Genomic DNA, 17450 nt, shown 5'->3' with positions numbered 1-17450 from the left:
CGAAAACGGCGCAGCCCTTTTCAGGTGCTGCGCCGTTATCTGCTATTAACTAGCTACTTTATTGGTGCGGACGAAGAGACTCGAACTCTTACACCTTGCGGCGCTGGAACCTAAATCCAGTGTGTCTACCAATTCCACCACGTCCGCGTAACAAGCTTTTAAAGCAAAGGCGCCAGACTATTAATCTGGCGCCTTCTTCGAATATGGGGTGGACGATGGGGATCGAACCCACGACAACAGGAGTCACAATCCTGTGCTCTACCAACTGAGCTACGCCCACCATATTGCGTTACTTGTGCCAAAGCTGCCTAATGGCGCACCCGGCAGGACTCGAACCTGCGACCATCCGCTTAGAAGGCGGATGCTCTATCCAGCTGAGCTACGGGCGCCTTATTAATCTGTATTCTTTAACGATTACAAACTAATTGCTTTCAGTCGTTACGAGTTAAACATCAACTCTGCCCGACCTTCTTAACCAGTGCTAGGCTGTGCCCGACAAGTGCGACGAATGTTATAGACGGTCCGTTAGGTCGTCAACTCTTTTTTGAAAAAAATTCATTTAATTAAAGGGCTTAGGGGAATTTGCAGACCAAGCGCCTTTGCCCTCACGTTCCGACATGCGAGAATGCGTTCTCTTTTTCTCACCCTCTCGATGGTTAATCACGCGTCATGACTGCACAACTAATCGACGGCAAGGCGATCGCCGCTAGCCTGCGCCAGCAGATCGCCAAACGCGTCGCCGAGCGTCGCCAGCAAGGCCTGCGTACTCCAGGCCTCGCGGTGATTCTGGTCGGCAGCGACCCGGCCTCTCAAGTTTATGTCTCGCACAAGCGTAAAGACTGCGAAGAGGTCGGCTTCCTTTCCCAAGCCTATGACTTGCCCGCCAACACCACTCAAGAGGACCTGGCCGGCTTGATCGACCGCCTCAACGATGACCCGAACATCGATGGCGTCCTGCTGCAGTTGCCGCTTCCCGAGCACCTGGACGCTTCTCTATTACTGGAGCGTATTCGCCCGGACAAAGACGTGGACGGTTTCCATCCTTATAACGTCGGTCGCCTGGCCCAACGCATTCCACTGCTGCGCCCTTGCACCCCCAAGGGCATCATGACCCTTCTGGAAAGCACCGGTGCCGATCTGTACGGCATGGATGCAGTGGTTGTCGGCGCTTCCAATATCGTTGGTCGCCCGATGGCCATGGAGTTGCTGCTGGCCGGTTGCACCGTGACCGTGACCCACCGCTTCACCAAGGATCTGGCTGGTCATGTCGGCCGTGCCGACCTGGTAGTCGTAGCCGCCGGCAAGCCAGGCCTGGTCAAGGGCGAGTGGATCAAGGAAGGCGCAATCGTCATCGACGTTGGCATCAATCGCCAGGACGACGGCAAGCTGGTGGGTGATGTGGTGTATGAAACCGCCCTGCCCCGCGCCGGCTGGATCACTCCAGTACCTGGTGGCGTCGGCCCCATGACCCGCGCCTGCCTGCTGGAAAACACGCTGTACGCCGCTGAATCGCTGCACAGCTGAGTTTGCTGCCCCGCAACAGAAAACCCGCCAATGGCGGGTTTTTTTATTCTGAAATTAAAGGCCGCCAGGGGTCTTTATCACCCCTGACTCTTAGCCCACGCCCATTGCTGCGCAAAGCCCTACCGTTCAGGAAAAAAACGTGTTTTTTCTTTATTTTTAAGGGCTTTCGGCTGACCGTGGAAGAACAATCGACAGTTCTTCAGCCATACTCATAAAATGTAACGTTTTTCCCAGAAAGCCCGTTACCCAACGGCATATCCATTCTTTATCGAGTCCGCCCGCGTGAAAATTCGTCTCTCCATTCTCAGCTTGTTGTTTGCTGTGTCCGGCACACTGATCGCGCACAGCGTCGACGCCAGCGAAACCACCGCGGCGCCAAGAGACACTTCACAATTGCATATCGCGTCCGGCAGCGCCCTGCTGCTGGATCTGCAGACCAACAAAGTCATCTATTCCAGCAACCCGGACGTGATAGTCCCCATCGCCTCGGTGACCAAGCTGATGACCGCCATGGTGGTCCTGGACGCCAAGCTGCCCCTGGACGAATACATCTCCATGAACATCAGCGATACCCCGGAAATGAAAGGGGTGTTCTCCCGGGTCAAGCTCAACAGTGAGCTGAGCCGCCGGGACACCCTGCTGATCGCCCTGATGTCTTCGGAAAACCGTGCTGCCGCCAGCCTGGCCCATCACTATCCGGGCGGCTACGCGGCGTTCATCGCAGCAATGAACGCCAAGGCCAAGTCCCTGGGCATGACCCACACCCGCTACGTGGAACCTACAGGCCTGTCGATCCACAACGTTTCCACTGCCCGTGACCTGAGCAAGTTGCTGGTGGCTTCGCGCAAGTACCCGCTGCTCAGCGAACTGAGTACCACCAAGGAAAAGACCGTAGCCTTTCGCAAGCCCAACTACACCCTGGGCTTCCGTAATACCGACCATCTGGTGAACAAGGAGAAATGGGACATCAAGATCACCAAGACCGGCTTTACCAACCAGGCCGGCCACTGCCTGGTGCTGGTCACCAGCATGGGTAATCGCCCGGTAGCGCTGGTGATTCTCGATGCCTTCGGCAAATACACCCACTTCGCCGATGCCAGCCGCATCCGCAATTGGGTCGAAACCGGTAAGAGCGGCTCGGTACCGGACGTCGCCCTGCGCTACAAAGCGGACAAGAACCTGAAGAACCGTCAGGTCGCCGCTCCCCAGGCCTCACACTGATACCCGGCAAAAAACAACGGCGCCCTCAGGCGCCGTTGTTGTCTGTAGCACACTCAATGACTGTCGAGTGCCTTGCTCGCCCGGGCTGCCGCCTGCTCCTGGCCGGCCTGGGCCAATTCATTGACGGCTTTCAACCAACGCTGGCGATCCACCTTGGCCGGCAACTGGTTGGGGGCCTGGATCAATACCGCAAAGCTGCCGGCACTCTTCCAGGATGACTCGAACTCGCTGAAGCTCATCAGTTGCCGACGGCTTTTCGCCCCACGCAACAGCACTGTCTGCTTGTCGCGGTTGTAGCCGGCCAGCACGGCATAGCGCGGCTCAGCCCAGAATGTCGAACCCTCGGTAAAGCGCACCAGCACCGGGTAACCCGCCGCCACCTGCGTCAGCAACGCCGACAATTGGTTATCCAGGGGATAGACGACCATGCCGTATTCACGCGCCAGGTTCTGCATGTTCTGCTGCAACTGCGCCTCGGCACCCGGCAGATGCAATGGCTTGTCCAGCAGACCGGGCGTGATCACCACGCCCTGCTGCGACAGCATGCTGGCCAGTGCACCTGGGCCGCTCTGGTACATCTGGCCACGGAAAGACGGCACACTGTTGAGCTCGACACGTTCCGGCAGGCGCTGGATGTCAGGCTGCACGCTACCGGCACAACCGGCCAGGGCCAAGACACAGGCGCTGGCCAGCAGCGCCACTCGAAACCGAGGAAATACCCGCACCATCTTTGCTCTCTATTCAGACACCGGGCGACCCGCCTCCGGCTGGGGCCCTGATAATAGGGCGCCCGCAGGCAAGGGTATAGCGCTAGGCGCCAGTTAATTGAAAACCATAGAGCGAAGTGTTCGAAGACTCTCGACTATTGGTCAATAGCTTGAAACACACAGGCTACTAGACTGTCGATTGTTAAGAGTGTGTGCCCCGCACGGGGCATAAAGGAGGCACTTATGAGCCTGACAACGACCATCCTGATGCTGATCCTCGGCTGGCTGGCGGTAGCCGCCGCTATGCTCTGGGGCGTGCTGCGCATCACCCGCCGCCACCATCATCAGCCCCGGCAAGCAGCCACCGCCATCAAGGCTGGAAAGAGCGCCCGACGTCCTGCCGCTGCCCACTGATCAAGGTTTCCCCTACCCCTGAAACAAAGCGGCCGCCTGACTCCAAGGAGTACAGGCGGCCGCCAGTCATGGCTGCGGATCAAGCGTCGCTATGGGCCGCCTGACGCTTCTGCCGGGCCCGGCGGGCCAGCATGTTGAGACTCTCAATGGCCGCCGAGAAGGCCATCGCCGCATACACATAGCCCTTGGGCACATGGGCGCCGAAACCTTCGGCGATCAGGGTCATGCCGATCATGATCAAGAAGCCCAGGGCCAGCATCACCACGGTCGGGTTGTCATTGATGAACTTGGCCAGCGGTTCGGCCGCCAGCAGCATCACCAGCACCGACACCACCACGGCAATGATCATGATCGGCAAATGCTCGGTCATGCCGACTGCAGTAATGATGCTGTCGATGGAGAACACCATGTCCAGCAACAGGATCTGACCGATCGCTGCCGCAAAGCCGATAGCCACGCCCGGAGTCTCGTTCTTGGCCTGCTCAGGTTCAGGGTCCATGCTGTGGTGGATTTCCGTGGTGGCTTTCCACACCAGGAACAGGCCACCGGCAATCAGGATCATGTCCTTCCAGGAGAAACTCTGCCCCATCACTTCAATCACCGGCTCAGTGAGCTGGACGATGAACGCAATGGTACTGAGCAGCGCCAGGCGCAGGATCAAGGCCATGCCGATACCGATGCGCCGTGCCTTGGCCCGGTGCTTTTGCGGCAACTTGTTGGTGAGGATGGAGATAAAGATCAGGTTATCGATGCCAAGCACGATCTCCATCACCACCAGGGTGGCCAGGGCGACCCAGGCGGTGGGGCTTGCAGCGAGCTGTAAAAGGTAATCCATGGGTCAATCCTGACTCGGTTGTATGAAAGATCAGATTTCCTGGGAAGCAGGCGCTGGTTTCTTCTCGCTGTCGTCCTCTGGCTTTTCCTTGCCGGTCACGCTCTGTGTCGCATCGCTGAGCGCCTGTTCTGCCGCTTTGTGGGTATCGTCGATGGCCTGCTTGGCCGACTCCGCCGCCTTGCCCAGCATCTGCTGCGCGCTTTTTTCCGCCTGGTCACAACCCGCCAGGGTCAGCATAGACAGGGCCAGCAGCGACGCTGCGCCCAAGGTTTTGAAAGACATACCGTATTCCTCGATAGAACGGACGGGACCAAGTAGGGCCCCGGCGATAGCGAGGCATTCTAAGGAGAGTGATACTTCAGGAAAATTCGTTTTTTTAGCAGTTATACTTCGCTTTTTACGAACTGAATGTGCCCATGCTCAACTACCGCCAGCTGCATTATTTCTGGGTTGTGGCCAAGACCGGCAGCATCGTCCGCGCCTGCGACCAGTTGAACCTGACCCCGCAAACCATCAGCGGCCAGATCAGCCTGCTGGAACAGACTTACGGCATCGAATTGTTTCGCCGGGTTGGCCGCCAGTTGGAGCTGACCGAAGCCGGACGCCAGGCCCTGCCCTACGCCGAGCAGATGTTCCAGCTCGGGGGCGAGCTGGAAGCCATGCTCCGCGCCCGCCCCGACGAACAGCAGATCCAGTTCCGGGTCGGCGTGGCGGATGTGGTGCCCAAGTCCATCGTCTATCGCCTGATCGCCCCCACCATGGAGCTCAGCGAGCCGATCCGCCTGACCTGTCGCGAAGACAAGCTCGAACGCCTGCTGGCGGACCTGGCCATCCAGCGCCTGGACCTGGTGATTTCCGACAGCCCGATGCCCTCGCACCTGGACATCAAGGGCTACAGCCAGAAGCTCGGGGAATGCGGTATCAGTTTCTTCGCCACCGAGGAGCTGGCGCGACGGCACGGCGCCGACTTCCCCCGGGGCCTGCACGGCGCGCCACTGCTGATTCCCGGGCAGGAAACCGTGGTCCGCAGCCGCCTGCTGCGCTGGTTCGCCGAGCAACAGTTGCAGCCACGGATCATCGGTGAATTCGACGACAGCGCCCTGATGCAGGCCTTTGGCCAATCCGGCAGTGGAATCTTTATCGCCCCCAGCGTGATTGCCGACGAGGTCATGCAACAGTACGGAGTGCAACTGATTGGCCAGACCGATGCCGTGGCCGAGTCGTTCTACGCCATTTCCGTGGAGCGCAAGGTCAAGCACCCCGGCATCGTGGCCATTACCGAAGGGGCGCGACGGGAATTGTTCACGCCCCTCAATCTCTGATCAGGAAGCGCAGGCACTCGGCGCTTTGAGCTTCATCAGCAGCAGCGCCAGGGCGATCGACAGCAGAATGAAACCCGAGGCCGCGAACCCCAGGCTGTCCAGGCCCAGGGTATCGATCACCCGGCCGCCGACCATTGCTCCCAGGCCAATGCCCAGGTTGGCCCCGGCAATGTTCAACGAAGCGGCGAAGGCCGGCGCCTGGGGAGCCGCCTTGATCAAGCGCACATGGCTCACCAGGAACATCGCCGCCTGGGTCACGCCCCAGATGGCCATGGCCGCTGCCAGCCCCAGGGTCGAATGAATGCTCGGCACCAGGGCTACCATGCCGCCGATCATCAGCGCGCAGAACACCATGGAGGCGATCAGCGGGTGACGGTCCACCGCCCGGCCGCCCAGGGAATTGCCGATCAGGCCCACCGCGCCAAAGCCCATCAGGCACCAGCCCACCAATGCACCGTCGAACCCGGCCAGGCGCTCGAGTATGTCCGCCAGGTAGGTGTAGGCAGTGAACATGCCGCTAAATACCAGGATCGACAGCAGCACATGCCCTTGCATCAGCGGGCTGCGCAGGATGCGAAACTGCGCCCGCAGGCTCACCTGCTCGTTGTGCTGGCGGGTTTGCGGCAGGTAGATAAACAGCAACAGGGCCTTGGCGAACGCCACCACCGCCAGGATACCGAAGGCGCTGCGCCAGCCGAACGCATCGGCAATCAGGGTGCCCACGGGAATCCCGAACACCGTGGCGCAAACAATGCCGAAGCCGATCTTGGCAATCGCCCGCCCGGCGTAGTCCGGGCCGACGATGTCCACCGCCGTCTCGCTGGCCAGGGCCCAGAACACCGGCAACCCCAGGGCCGGTACCAGCCGCGCCAGGGACATCACCCAGATGTTCGGCGCCAGCGCCGCCAGGGTATTGGCCAGGCCGAACATCACCAGCACGCTGATAAACAGCTTCTTGCGGGGAAAACGCGCGAAGTAGGCGGTCAGAAATGGCCCGAAGGCAGCCACGGTAAAGGCGAACAGGGTCACCAGCAGCCCGGCCTGGGACACGCTGACCTGCAGGTCGCGGGCAATCGACGGCAACAGGCCGACGATGATGAACTCCGTGGTCAGCACGGTAAAACCGGCGGCCGACAGCAGCAGGATGGGCAACAGCATGCAGAACTCCAGAAACAGCGACAGCAGCGACAGCCCGAAGGGCCCGCTGACTGGATAGAAAAAGGGGATGGCGAATCTTAACAGAGTGCGCCCGGCTCCGGGCAACCACCGCGTGCACGGCTCTGCAAGGGGCAAGTGGCAGATCGTCACATCGACGCGGTAACCCCGGCCTGCTGTGATAAAGTCCGCCCCCTGCTGAAAACAGGCCCTGTCGAGTTCGTCTACCCTTCAAACGTCTCGATCGCCCGTCGCCTTTTCAGACTGCGTCTGTGCCTGGCGGTTCAACCACCGGCGCTGGCGACCGGCAGGCTCCGCACATTAAAAAAAACAGAGATACCGCTATGAGCGCTTCACCCCCTTCCTTTCTGCATTCCCTCAAACGCCTGAGCCTGGTCACGCAGATCGTTATCGGCCTGATCGCCGGTATCGCCCTGGCACTGCTGGCACCAGAGGTGGCGAAATCCACCACCTTTATCGGCAAGGTATTCGTCTCGGCGCTCAAGGCCGTGGCGCCGATCCTGGTGTTCGTGCTGGTGATGGCCTCCATCGCCAACCACAAGCACGGCCAGGAAACCCATATCCGGCCGATCCTGGTGCTCTACCTGCTGGGCACCTTCGCCGCCGCCGTGGTGGCGGTGATCGCCAGCAGCCTGTTTCCTTCCGCCCTGGTGCTGTCCACCCACGACGTGGCCATCAGCGCGCCCGGCGGGATCACCGAGGTGCTGCAAAGCCTGCTGCTGAGCGTGGTGGACAACCCGGTCAGCGCCCTGATGAACGCCAACTTCATCGGCATCCTGGCTTGGGCCATTGGCATGGGCGTGGCCATCCGCCATGCCGGCGAGACCACCCGCACCGTGCTCGATGACCTGTCCAACGGGGTGACCGTCATCGTGCGCGTGGTGATCCGCTTCGCGCCCCTGGGGATCTTCGGCCTGGTGGCCTCGACCCTGGCCACCTCGGGCTTCAACGCCCTGCTCGGCTACCTGCACCTGCTGGCGGTCCTGATCGGCTGCATGCTGTTCGTGGCCCTGGTGATGAACCCGCTGATCGTGTTCTGGAAGATCCGCCGCAACCCCTTCCCGCTGGTGCTGACCTGCCTGCGCGAAAGTGGCATCACCGCCTTCTTCACCCGCAGCTCTGCGGCCAACATTCCAGTCAACCTGGAACTGAGCAAGCGCCTGGGCCTGCATGAAGACACTTACTCGGTGTCGATCCCGCTGGGCGCCACCATCAACATGGCCGGCGCGGCGATCACCATCACCGTGCTGACCCTGGCCGCCGTGCACACCCTGGGCATTGCCGTCGACCTGCCTACCGCGGTGCTGCTCAGCGTGGTCGCGGCCATCTGCGCCTGCGGTGCTTCCGGCGTGGCCGGCGGTTCGCTGCTGCTGATTCCCCTGGCCTGCAGCCTGTTCGGCATTCCCAGCGAAATCGCCATGCAGGTGGTGGCCGTAGGCTTCATCATCGGCGTGCTGCAGGACTCGGCGGAAACCGCGCTGAATTCCTCCACCGACGTACTCTTCACCGCCGCCGCGTGCCTGGCCCAGGAAGACAAGGCGCAAGCCGCCTGATCCAACGGCCACAAAAAAGCCCGGCCAGGGTCAACCTGGCCGGGCTTTTTTATCGCCTGGGGTTTAGAACGCGCCCATGTAGTCGCGCTTGCCCACTTCCACACCGTTGTGACGCAGGATTGCGTAGGTAGTAGTGACGTGGAAGAAGAACTGCGGCAGGCCGTAGGTCAGCAGGTAGGACTGGCCACTGAAGCGCTTCTCCTTCGGGGTGCCCGGACGGGTCACGATCTCGATGCCTTCCTTGCCATCGATCTGCGCCGGCTGGATGCCGTCGATAAAGGCCAGGACCTTGGCGATCAGCGCCTGCAGGTCGGCGAAGGTGGTTTCAGTGTCGTCGTACTTGGGCAGCTCGACTTCGGCCAGGCGCGCCGATACGCCCTTGGCGAAGTCCACGGCGATCTGCACCTGGCGCACCAGCGGGAACATGTCCGGGTACAGGCGCGCCTGCAGCAGGGCGTTGGGCTCGATGTTCTTCGCCGTGGCGTGGGCTTCGGCCTTGTGCAGCACGTCGCTCAAGGCATTGAGCATTTGCTTGAAGACAGGAACGGAAGCGGCGTACAGGGAAATAGTCATGACAGTCTCGACAGGGAATGGCGGGAATACAGCGAGCAGCGATTATAGCCACAGCACGCCAGCACGGGGCCTTTATCCGCAGCGCTCCTGGCGATACACACTGGGGGCCACGCCGAACCAGCGCTTGAAGCTCTGGGAGAAACTCGACAGGTCACTGAAGCCAAGCCTTTCGGCAACCTGGGACAGGCTCAGCCGCGGATTGCCCAGCAACTCCAGGGCCCGGGCGCCTCGATGCCCAGCCAGTTCCTGCCGATAGCAGGTGCCCTCCTCCTGCAAGCGTCGCTTCAGGGTCCGCACGCTGGTGCACAGCAGCCGGGCCATGGCCGGCAAGTCCGGTACGCTTGCCGCCGGCAGGGCATCCAGGTGCTGGCGGACCAGCGCGGCAACCCCCTGATGGGCCTGTCGCCGCTCCAGCAACTGCGCGCACATCTGCTCGCACATGGCCACCGTGAGCGGGTTGGCCTGGGGCAAGGGCCGGTGCAGGAAACGCCGGTCGAAGGCCAGGGTATTGGCGTCGGCCCGATAGTCGGCGGGCACCCCGAGAATCTGCGCCGGCTCGTCGCCTTCCAGCTCAAGGCTGACACTGCGACCGAAACGCAGCAGGCGAAAATCCGCACCGACGATTTCCTGCATCAGCGTCGCGGCGGCGGCCATGTCCCGCTGTAACAGGAACTGCGCCAACAAGGGGTCCGCCACCCGAGGCTCGGCAAAGGTCAGCACCCCGAGCCCCGGCTCCAACCGGTAGCCGATCTCGGCAAAGGCGTAGGTCAGCGGCAGGAACCGCAAGGCCAGGGCCAGGGCATCCGCCGGGGTGGCGCTGCTGATCAGGCCGTAGCCGAACAGGCCATAGGTGGAGAAGTGATAACGCGCCCCCACTGCATACCCCAGGCCCCGGGGCTGGCCGAGCAGCGCCAGCAGGTTACTGGCCAGGCGCAACTCCTGGGCCGCCGACAGCAGGCTGTTGGGGTTTTGCAACTGCTCCCGGGACAGCCCGCAACCGGCCAGCAACCGCGCTGGCGCCAAGCCCTTTTCGCAGCCGAAACCGAGCAGCAGCAAGGCGCTGGAAGGTCCCCGGGTGAACGACTGAGTGCTCATGGGCGCGGCTCGTGAAGAAAGGTGTTGGCCCAAATACTAAAGCACTTGTCCCGTTACAGCATGGGGTCCACGGTTTATTCCCCGCATGCTTCACTGATCGGGGCTGCACCGCAGAAACAAGGAAGTGGCCCCGGGAGCATCAACCCTGCGCCGCACAACAATAACAACGAGGTCGTCATGCGCGAATTCGCACCTGCTACACACCCCGCCCCCGACTCGGCCACACCGCTGGAGGCCATCATCATCGGCAGCGGCTTTGGCGGCCTGGGCATGGCCATCGCCCTGCGCAAGGCGGGCGTGCACCGTTTCGTCATTCTTGAAAAAGGCCAGGACGTGGGCGGCGTCTGGCGCGACAACAGCTATCCCGGCGCTGCCTGCGACGTGCCCTCGCACCTGTATTCGTTTTCCTTCGAACCCAACCCGCACTGGTCCCGAGTGTTCGCGCCCCAGGCAGAAATCCATGGTTACCTGCAACATTGTGCCGGCGTCTATGAGCTCAAACCCCATATCCGCTTCGGCGCCGAGGTGCGCCATGCCGAATTCGATACCGCCAATGCCTGCTGGCATGTCACCTGCGCCGATGGCCAGCGCCATGCCGCCCGCCTGCTGATCAGCGCCACCGGCCAGTTGAGCCGCCCGGCCCTGCCCGACCTGCCGGGCATGGCCAGCTTCCGCGGCCGGGTCTTCCACTCCGCCCACTGGGATCATGACTATCCCCTGGCGGGCAAGCGGGTGGCGGTGATCGGCACCGGCGCCTCGGCCATCCAGTTCGTCCCGGAGGTTGCCAGGCAGGTGGCCGAACTGAAGGTCTTCCAACGCTCACCGGCCTACATCATGCCCAAGGCCGACCGCCCCTACAGTGCCGAGGAAAAGCAGCGCTTCCTGCGCCAGCCCTGGAAGATGAAGCTGGTGCGTGCGGCCCACTACCTGCACTTCGAATCCCGGGCTTTGGGCTTCACGCGCCTGCAGGGCCTGACCAAGTGGGTGGTCGGTGGCCCGTTCAAGAAGCTGCTGCACACCTCGGTCGCCAGCCCCGAACTGCGCCGCCAGATGACCCCGGACTACCCCATCGGCTGCAAGCGCATCCTGCTGTCCAACGACTACCTCAAGACCTTCGACCAGCCCCATGTGCACCTGCTGACCCGAGGCATCCGGCAGATCACAGAGCACGGCATCGAAACCCTGGACGGCGAGGAACACGCCGTGGACGCGATCATCTATGGCACCGGTTTCGCCGCCACCGAGTTCCTCTCGCCCATGCGCATCACCGGACGCGACGGGCTCGACCTGAACCAGGCCTGGCAAGGTGGCGCGGCGGCCTACCTGGGCATCAGCGTGCCGGGTTTTCCCAACTTCTTCATGCTCTACGGGCCCAACACCAACCTGGGCCACAACTCCATCATCCATATGCTGGAAAGCCAGATTTCCCACGTCATGCAGGCCCGCCAGGCCCTGCTGGACAGCGGCGCCAGCCATGTGGAAGTGGACGAACAGCGCCACCAGCGCTTTCAACTGGGCATCCAGCGCCGCCTGGCCACTTCGGTGTGGAGCGGCTGCAAGAGCTGGTATGTCGACGAACGGGGGCACAACAGCACCAACTGGCCAGGCTTCACCTGGTCCTACCGCTGGCTGGCGCGCTATGCCGGGCTGGCGGCCTATCGCCTGTCCAGCCCGCTGGACACCCAATCCCCAGCCTGCGACGGGCAACGCATAGCCGCCCCCCGGGACTGGTTGGAGCGGGCCAACGCAGCCTTCCTGCGGGTTTTCCTGCGGGTTAGTTTCAGGGCCTTGATCGGCCCGCCCCGGGCCCTGGCCAGCCAGCGCAAGATAGTCGACCGGTTGTCATGGCTGATGCCCGGCTGCCTGGGCGTGAACCGCCGGAGCATGCAGTTGGACGGGCTCTCGTTGCAGATTGTCGAACCCGGAACCAGGGCGCCCAAGGGGGTGATTCTCTACCTGCACGGTGGCGCCTTCTGCCTGGGCAGCCCGCGCTCTCACTACAGCGTCACCAGCCGCCTGGCCAGGGACAGCGGCTGCGCGGTGTGGGTGCCGGACTACCGGCTGGCCCCGGAACACCCCTACCCCGCCGCGCTGGAGGATTGCCTGGCCTGTTACGACGCGATCCGCGCCCAGCTCTGCCCGGCGGACAAGCTGCTGATTGCCGGCGACTCCGCCGGCGGCGCCCTGGTGCTGGCCCTGGCCCTGGCCCTGAAGGAGCGTGGTGACGGGATTGCCGCCGGGCTGATGCTGCTGTCGCCGGTCACCGATCCGGACCTGGGCGGCGCCAGCATGCAATCGCGCCAGAAGGCCGACCCGATGATCCGCCGCGACTGGCTGGAGCAAGCCCTCAAGGCCTACGCAGCGCCCGTTCAAGCACTGAGCCACCGCCCCCTGGAAGCAGACCTGCGCGGCTTGCCACCGATGCTGATCCAGGTGGGCGACCAGGAACTGCTGCTGTCCGACTCCACGCGCCTGGCCGAGCGTGCCAGGCAGTCCGGGGTGGCTTGCCAGTTGGAAATCCACCAGGGCCGCTGGCACGTGTTCCAGTTGCAGGCGTTCTACCTGCGCTCGGCGAGAAACGCCCTGCTGGGCCTCGCCCGGTTTGCCCGCCAATGCCTGGAGACAGCGGGCCAAACCCCGCAGGCAACCGACTCACCCCGTACGACACAGCCTGCAACAGATCCGCAACCCAGCTGAACCGGCTGCCCTCGCCCAAAGCATGGTGGCGGGGGCGCCCCGGTCAACCGGCGCTGGCGCGGGCCGCGCCAAGTTCTGATGGCAAGATCCGGGTTCTGGAGGTAAAACAGAGCCCCTCGAAAGTGGCCGACCCGGCCACGCAGAAAACCCGGACGCTGTTCCAGCGCCCGGTGGCGTTTTTTTCACGATCCATCCATCAGTGACCAAGGGACCAGCACTTATGAGCAGCGAGCACGACACACCCGGTGAAGCACTGCGCTTGAGCAGTACCGATATCCGCATCCTGGGTTCGTTGATCGAAAAGCAGGCCACCAGCCCGGAAACCTATCCCCTGACCCTCAACGCCCTGGTGATTGCCTGCAATCAGAAAACCAGCCGCGAACCGGTGATGAACCTGACCCAGGGCCAGGTCGGGCAAAGCCTGCGTGCCCTCGAAGCCCGGGGCTTCACCCGCCTGGTGATGGGCAGCCGCGCCGACCGCTGGGAACAGCGCCTGGACAAGGCCCTGGAACTGGTGCCGGCGCAACTGATCCTGTGCGGCCTGATGTTCCTGCGTGGCCCGCAGACGGTCAACGAACTGCTGACCCGTAGCGGGCGCATGCATGATTTCGAAGACAGCGAGCAGGTCCTGCACCAGCTCGAACGCCTGATTGCCCGGGGCCTGGCCCTGCACATTCCGCGGCAGGCCGGCCAGCGCGAAGACCGTTATACCCACGCCCTGGGTGACCCGGCGGACATCGAGGCAATCCTCGCCGCCCGCAGCAACCCGGTTGAGCGCAGCGCCGGCGGCGCGGTTTCAGTGGAACGCATCGAAGAACTGGAAGCGCGGATCGCTGCCCTGGAAGAGCGCCTGGCCCAACTCGAAGGCTGAACCCCGGAGCCGCTGCCGCAGGCTGCGATCGACCTCGAAGGGGGCTTCAGGGCCCTGCTGGCCCTGCGGGCCTTGTCGCGGCCTGCGGCAGCGGTGACAGGGCTTCGGGCTCAGGGGCGGGCGAAGGCCACGGCCTTCTGGAACTGCTCTTCGCTTGGGCGCACCCCGGTATAAAGCACGAACTGCTCCAGCGCCTGGATGGCAATCACTTCCAGCCCGGTGATGACCTGCTTGCCCTCGGCCCGGGCCCGCAGGATCAACGGCGTCTCCGGCGGCACCGCCACTACATCGAACACCGTCTGCGCCGCCTTTATCGCCTCGGCGTCGAACGCCAGCTGCTGCGTCTCTGGCCCGCCGCTCATGCCGATCGGGGTGACGTTGATCAGCATCTGCGGCCGCAGGCTGCCCAACTCGGCCTGCCACTCATAACCCAGGGAGCTGGCCAGGGCGCGCCCGGCCACTTCGTTGCGGGCCACGATCACCCCGTTGGCATAACCACCATCACGCAAGGCACTGGCCACGGCCTTGGCCATGCCGCCGCTGCCGCGCAGGGCAAAGCTCGACTCTCGAGGCACCCCGTGGCCCGCCAACAATTGCGCCACGGCGATGTAGTCGGTGTTGTAGGCCTTGAGATGGCCGTTGGTGTTGACGATGGTATTGATCGAGGCAATGGCCCGGGCCGAGGCATCCAGCTCATCCACCAGGGCGATGCAGTCTTCCTTGAACGGCATGGACACCCCGCAACCGCGGATGCCCAGCGCCCGGATCCCGGCTACGGCGCCGGGCAGGTCCTGGCTGCTGAAGGCCTTGTAGTAGAAATTGAGACCCAACTGCTCATACAGGTGGTTGTGAAAACGCAGGCCGAAATTCCCCGGGCGCCCGGACAAGGACATGCACAACTGAGTGTCTTTGTTGGGGTTCATTTGCATATCGGTTTCCTCGCTCGGCACTTTCAGATGGACGGGATTGGTCTGGCGCGCCGCTTGGCCTGATCATATCGGCGCGTGTTCACCGGCCTTCGCCACCGCCCAGGGATGACGGTAAAGAGACCGGTACAGACCTTACACAATATTTACTCAGTGGCTGTGCAGATTTCGCAGGAACCGCTGTCTTAGAAGTATCCCCGCGTCAGTTCTTGAGTCTGGTGCAGACCATAAACGCTGGGGTTGAACCGAGGAATGACCATGATCTCCAAAATCCCCAAGATAGCCTTGCTCATTGGTGCACTCGCTGTCGCAGGCCAGGCTTCAGCCCACGGTGGTGGTGGCTGGGTCGGGCCCGCCGCCTTGGGTGCTGTTGTCGGCGCTGCCGTAGTGGGTTCGGTGATCGCCAACCAGGATCGCCCGGTCTATGTGCAGCAAGCGCCGGTGTATGTCCAACCGCAGCCGGTCTATGCCGCACCGCCACCACCGGTCTACTACCAGCCGGCACCGGTCTATGTGCAGCAACCGGTCTACTACCGCCCGGCACCGGTGTACTACGGGCCACCTCGCGGTTACTACGGCCACCCGCATTACTACTACGGCCCGGGTCCCGGCCGCTGGTAAGCGCAAGCAGAATCAAACAACAGGCCCCGCCCCCAAAGCGGGGCTTGTTGCATTTTGCCACTATCCGAATGTCTGAATAATTCTCAAGCATGTCGTGACTGGAACAGTATTTGCGTTTAAATCCGGCAATAGTGTACTGATCCCACGGCTGCGGTGAGCGACATGCGACTGTCATGTTTGTGTCATTCAAGGACGACAAGATCGACACAGTCCGCTCGCCACAGGCCCATAACAACAAGGACGAATCCATGCCCACGCAAAACCCGCACCGCGTCGCCGGCCTCTGCACCTCCAGCCGGGTGTACGACGCCCTGACCGAACTCAAGCACCTGGAAGGCCACCGCAGCGCCAAGTTCCTCTCGCTGCTGGCCCAGAACCTGGTGCGCAAGGGCCTGCTCAACGAGCAGGAAGTGCTGCACATGCTCGACCAGGTGGTGGACTGAACTGCCGGCTGCGGTAGCACCGGCATCAATGTCCACTATCAGATTGGGTGATTTTTCGTAGCACTTGGGGCTTTGTAAGGTAACCCCCTCAGATCGAGGAGGTTGTCATGCCCAAGATTCAGATCATGTCCGTCATTGGCAGCGCGGTCCCCGCATCGCTCAGGGAACTGGGGTTGCTGGCTTGCTGGTACCTGGTGCGCGACGGCGAGATGGTCAGCGGCCCGCTGACCTCCCTGCCCGCCGCCCAGACCCTGTCCCGGCAACTGGCGCTGTGCATCGTCCAGCCCTAGGGCAACTGCACCCGGGGCCGGGTCTCGACGAACAGGGCCCAGCTGGACATGAACAGCGCGGCAATCAGGGGCCCGATGACAAAGCCGTTGAGGCCGAAGATCGCCAGCCCTCCCAGGGTCGAGATCAGGATCAGGTAGTCCGGCATCTTGGTGTCCTTGCCCACCAGGATCGGCCGCAGCAGGTTATCCACCAGGCCGATCACGAACACCCCGAACAGCCCCAGCACCACCCCTTGCCAGATCGCTCCGCTGATCAGGAAGTAGGCCGCCACCGGCCCCCAGACAATCCCCGCCCCCACGGCCGGCAACAGTGACAGGAACGCCATCAGCACCGCCCAGAGCAAGGCGCTGGGAATGTCGAGGAACCAGAAGATCAAGCCCCCCAGGGCGCCCTGGGTCACCGCCACCAGCACATTGCCCTTGACCGTGGCCCGCACCACTCGGTTGAACTTCAATTGCAGGCGGCGCTTCTGGTATTCCGCCAGGGGCACGGCGGTGCGGATCTTGCGCACCAGCTCCGGGCCGTCGCGCAGAAAGAAGAACAGCAGGTAGAGCATGATGAAGAAGCTCACCACGAACTCGAAGGTGCCCTGGCCGAAGCTGAAAGCCTGGGTCGCCAGGTACTGGCTGCCCTGCATCGCGCTCTTGACCACCTTCTCCTGCAGCCCCTTGAGTTCGCCCAGGCCGAAGCGGTCCAGCAGGTGCTGGAAGTACGGCGGCAGGCTGTGCTTGAACTGAGCCAGGTAGGCGGCGATATCCAGCTGGCCGCTTTCGATTTTCTTGTACAGCTCGGCCCCCTCCTGCACCAGCAGCACGCTGGTGATGATCACCGGCAGAATCGCGATCACCAGGCAGATCAACAGGGTGCACAGGGACGTCAAGTTGCGCTGCCAGCCGAAGCGGGCCTGCAGCCGGCGCTGCAAGGGGGCGAAGACAATGCCCAGGATCACTGCCCAGAACAGCGCACCGTAGAACGGCAGCAGAATCCAGATAAAGGCCAGGGTCACCAGTGCCAGCAACAGCAGCAGGCTTTTGTTTTGCAGGTTGGTTTGGTTCATCTACAGGTCCAGGTCTGTCACGCGGAAAATCAGCGTCCTGAGGCTTAGTCCCCGGCCGCGGCGCCGAGTGCCGTTTTTTCTGCTGTCGGCATAGATCCAGATCAATGAATACCCTAGCGCACTG

18 protein-coding genes and 3 tRNA genes are annotated in these 17450 nt (G+C 62.6%); 10 read left to right on the top strand and 11 right to left on the bottom strand.

All coding sequences use genetic code 11. From position 1 onward, the window contains the following. Positions 1 to 62 precede the first annotated feature (62 nt). From AC1RL5_RS29045 to AC1RL5_RS29035, 3 genes are all read right to left on the bottom strand, one after another. Positions 63 to 147 (bottom strand) — tRNA-Leu (locus tag AC1RL5_RS29045). A 57-nt stretch (positions 148 to 204) separates the two neighbouring features. Then, a tRNA-His gene (locus AC1RL5_RS29040) sits at positions 205 to 280 on the bottom strand. A gap of 32 nt (positions 281 to 312) precedes the next feature. Next, positions 313 to 389, bottom strand: a tRNA-Arg gene (locus AC1RL5_RS29035). Positions 390 to 669: 280 nt separating this feature from the next. On the opposite strand from AC1RL5_RS29035, the gene folD reads away from it, so the two are divergent. Both folD and pbpG read left to right on the top strand, forming a co-directional pair. Further along, complete coding sequence (gene folD / locus AC1RL5_RS29030; RefSeq protein WP_011062276.1) at positions 670 to 1524, top strand: bifunctional methylenetetrahydrofolate dehydrogenase/methenyltetrahydrofolate cyclohydrolase FolD; 855 nt, start codon at positions 670 to 672, stop codon at positions 1522 to 1524. A 282-nt stretch (positions 1525 to 1806) separates the two neighbouring features. Beyond that, positions 1807 to 2745 (top strand): D-alanyl-D-alanine endopeptidase, encoded by a 939-nt coding sequence (pbpG, locus tag AC1RL5_RS29025; RefSeq protein WP_011062277.1) that lies wholly within the window; start codon positions 1807 to 1809, stop codon positions 2743 to 2745. Between the two features lie 53 nt (positions 2746 to 2798). Here the strand turns inward: pbpG and AC1RL5_RS29020 are convergent, their stop codons facing one another. Continuing rightward, entirely contained in the window at positions 2799 to 3473 is a 675-nt protein-coding gene (locus AC1RL5_RS29020; protein ID WP_011062278.1) for a peptidase C39 family protein, read from the bottom strand. 222 nt (positions 3474 to 3695) lie between these two features. Between AC1RL5_RS29020 and AC1RL5_RS29015 the strand changes: the two genes are divergently transcribed. Next, positions 3696 to 3866 (top strand): hypothetical protein, encoded by a 171-nt coding sequence (locus tag AC1RL5_RS29015; protein WP_176876783.1) that lies wholly within the window; start codon positions 3696 to 3698, stop codon positions 3864 to 3866. A 79-nt stretch (positions 3867 to 3945) separates the two neighbouring features. On the opposite strand, the gene AC1RL5_RS29010 is transcribed toward AC1RL5_RS29015, so the two are convergent. Together AC1RL5_RS29010 and AC1RL5_RS29005 are read right to left on the bottom strand one after the other, a co-directional pair. Further along, the gene (locus AC1RL5_RS29010) at positions 3946 to 4701 is read right to left on the bottom strand and encodes a TerC family protein (protein WP_011062280.1); all 756 of its coding nucleotides are present in this window, start codon (positions 4699 to 4701) and stop codon (positions 3946 to 3948) included. 30 nt (positions 4702 to 4731) lie between these two features. Continuing rightward, positions 4732 to 4983 (bottom strand): hypothetical protein, encoded by a 252-nt coding sequence (locus AC1RL5_RS29005; RefSeq protein WP_011062281.1) that lies wholly within the window; start codon positions 4981 to 4983, stop codon positions 4732 to 4734. Between the two features lie 134 nt (positions 4984 to 5117). Here AC1RL5_RS29005 and nhaR point away from each other — a divergent pair, with 134 nt between their 5' ends. Continuing rightward, positions 5118 to 6023, top strand: a complete 906-nt coding sequence (nhaR, locus tag AC1RL5_RS29000) for a transcriptional activator NhaR (protein ID WP_019092849.1) — start codon at positions 5118 to 5120, stop codon at positions 6021 to 6023. On the opposite strand, the gene AC1RL5_RS28995 is transcribed toward nhaR, so the two are convergent. Beyond that, on the bottom strand, positions 6024 to 7181 hold the full coding sequence (locus AC1RL5_RS28995) for an MFS transporter (RefSeq protein WP_123577720.1): 1158 nt from the start codon (positions 7179 to 7181) through the stop codon (positions 6024 to 6026). Between the two features lie 341 nt (positions 7182 to 7522). On the opposite strand from AC1RL5_RS28995, the gene sstT reads away from it, so the two are divergent. Next, positions 7523 to 8752, top strand: coding sequence for a serine/threonine transporter SstT (sstT, locus tag AC1RL5_RS28990; protein ID WP_123577721.1), 1230 nt, complete (start codon positions 7523 to 7525; stop codon positions 8750 to 8752). Between the two features lie 63 nt (positions 8753 to 8815). Here sstT and AC1RL5_RS28985 read toward each other — a convergent pair whose 3' ends face one another. Together AC1RL5_RS28985 and AC1RL5_RS28980 are read right to left on the bottom strand one after the other, a co-directional pair. After that, positions 8816 to 9325 carry a DUF1993 domain-containing protein gene (locus tag AC1RL5_RS28985; RefSeq protein WP_011062285.1) on the bottom strand — a complete coding sequence of 170 codons (510 nt, stop codon included), beginning with the start codon at positions 9323 to 9325 and terminating at the stop codon, positions 8816 to 8818. A 72-nt stretch (positions 9326 to 9397) separates the two neighbouring features. After that, the gene (locus AC1RL5_RS28980) at positions 9398 to 10420 is read right to left on the bottom strand and encodes an AraC family transcriptional regulator (RefSeq protein WP_123577722.1); all 1023 of its coding nucleotides are present in this window, start codon (positions 10418 to 10420) and stop codon (positions 9398 to 9400) included. A 177-nt stretch (positions 10421 to 10597) separates the two neighbouring features. Here AC1RL5_RS28980 and AC1RL5_RS28975 point away from each other — a divergent pair, with 177 nt between their 5' ends. Then, entirely contained in the window at positions 10598 to 13117 is a 2520-nt protein-coding gene (locus AC1RL5_RS28975; RefSeq protein ID WP_145714200.1) for a flavin-containing monooxygenase, read from the top strand. A 220-nt stretch (positions 13118 to 13337) separates the two neighbouring features. After that, positions 13338 to 13988: a YceH family protein gene (locus tag AC1RL5_RS28970; protein WP_011062288.1), complete on the top strand. Its 651-nt coding sequence runs from the start codon at positions 13338 to 13340 to the stop codon at positions 13986 to 13988. A gap of 110 nt (positions 13989 to 14098) precedes the next feature. Here the strand turns inward: AC1RL5_RS28970 and AC1RL5_RS28965 are convergent, their stop codons facing one another. Beyond that, positions 14099 to 14917 carry a shikimate 5-dehydrogenase gene (locus AC1RL5_RS28965; protein WP_145714198.1) on the bottom strand — a complete coding sequence of 273 codons (819 nt, stop codon included), beginning with the start codon at positions 14915 to 14917 and terminating at the stop codon, positions 14099 to 14101. A 249-nt stretch (positions 14918 to 15166) separates the two neighbouring features. Here AC1RL5_RS28965 and AC1RL5_RS28960 point away from each other — a divergent pair, with 249 nt between their 5' ends. The 3 genes from AC1RL5_RS28960 (at position 15167) to AC1RL5_RS28950 (ending at position 16268) form a co-directional block, all read left to right on the top strand. After that, entirely contained in the window at positions 15167 to 15535 is a 369-nt protein-coding gene (locus AC1RL5_RS28960; RefSeq protein WP_015636359.1) for a hypothetical protein, read from the top strand. A gap of 248 nt (positions 15536 to 15783) precedes the next feature. Further along, entirely contained in the window at positions 15784 to 15978 is a 195-nt protein-coding gene (locus AC1RL5_RS28955; RefSeq protein ID WP_011062291.1) for a hypothetical protein, read from the top strand. A gap of 107 nt (positions 15979 to 16085) precedes the next feature. Further along, entirely contained in the window at positions 16086 to 16268 is a 183-nt protein-coding gene (locus AC1RL5_RS28950) for a hypothetical protein (protein WP_072452650.1), read from the top strand. Here AC1RL5_RS28950 and AC1RL5_RS28945 read toward each other — a convergent pair. Then, positions 16265 to 17326: an AI-2E family transporter gene (locus AC1RL5_RS28945; RefSeq protein ID WP_011062293.1), complete on the bottom strand. Its 1062-nt coding sequence runs from the start codon at positions 17324 to 17326 to the stop codon at positions 16265 to 16267. The two genes, AC1RL5_RS28950 and AC1RL5_RS28945, sit on opposite strands and share 4 nt — an antisense overlap. Positions 17327 to 17450: the final 124 nt, after the last annotated feature.

It is taken from the genome of Pseudomonas sp. GW822-FHT06D10 (genome assembly GCF_058799535.1).
Note: the sequence above shows the minus strand (reverse complement) of the source record. Positions and strands in the feature narration are given on the sequence as shown.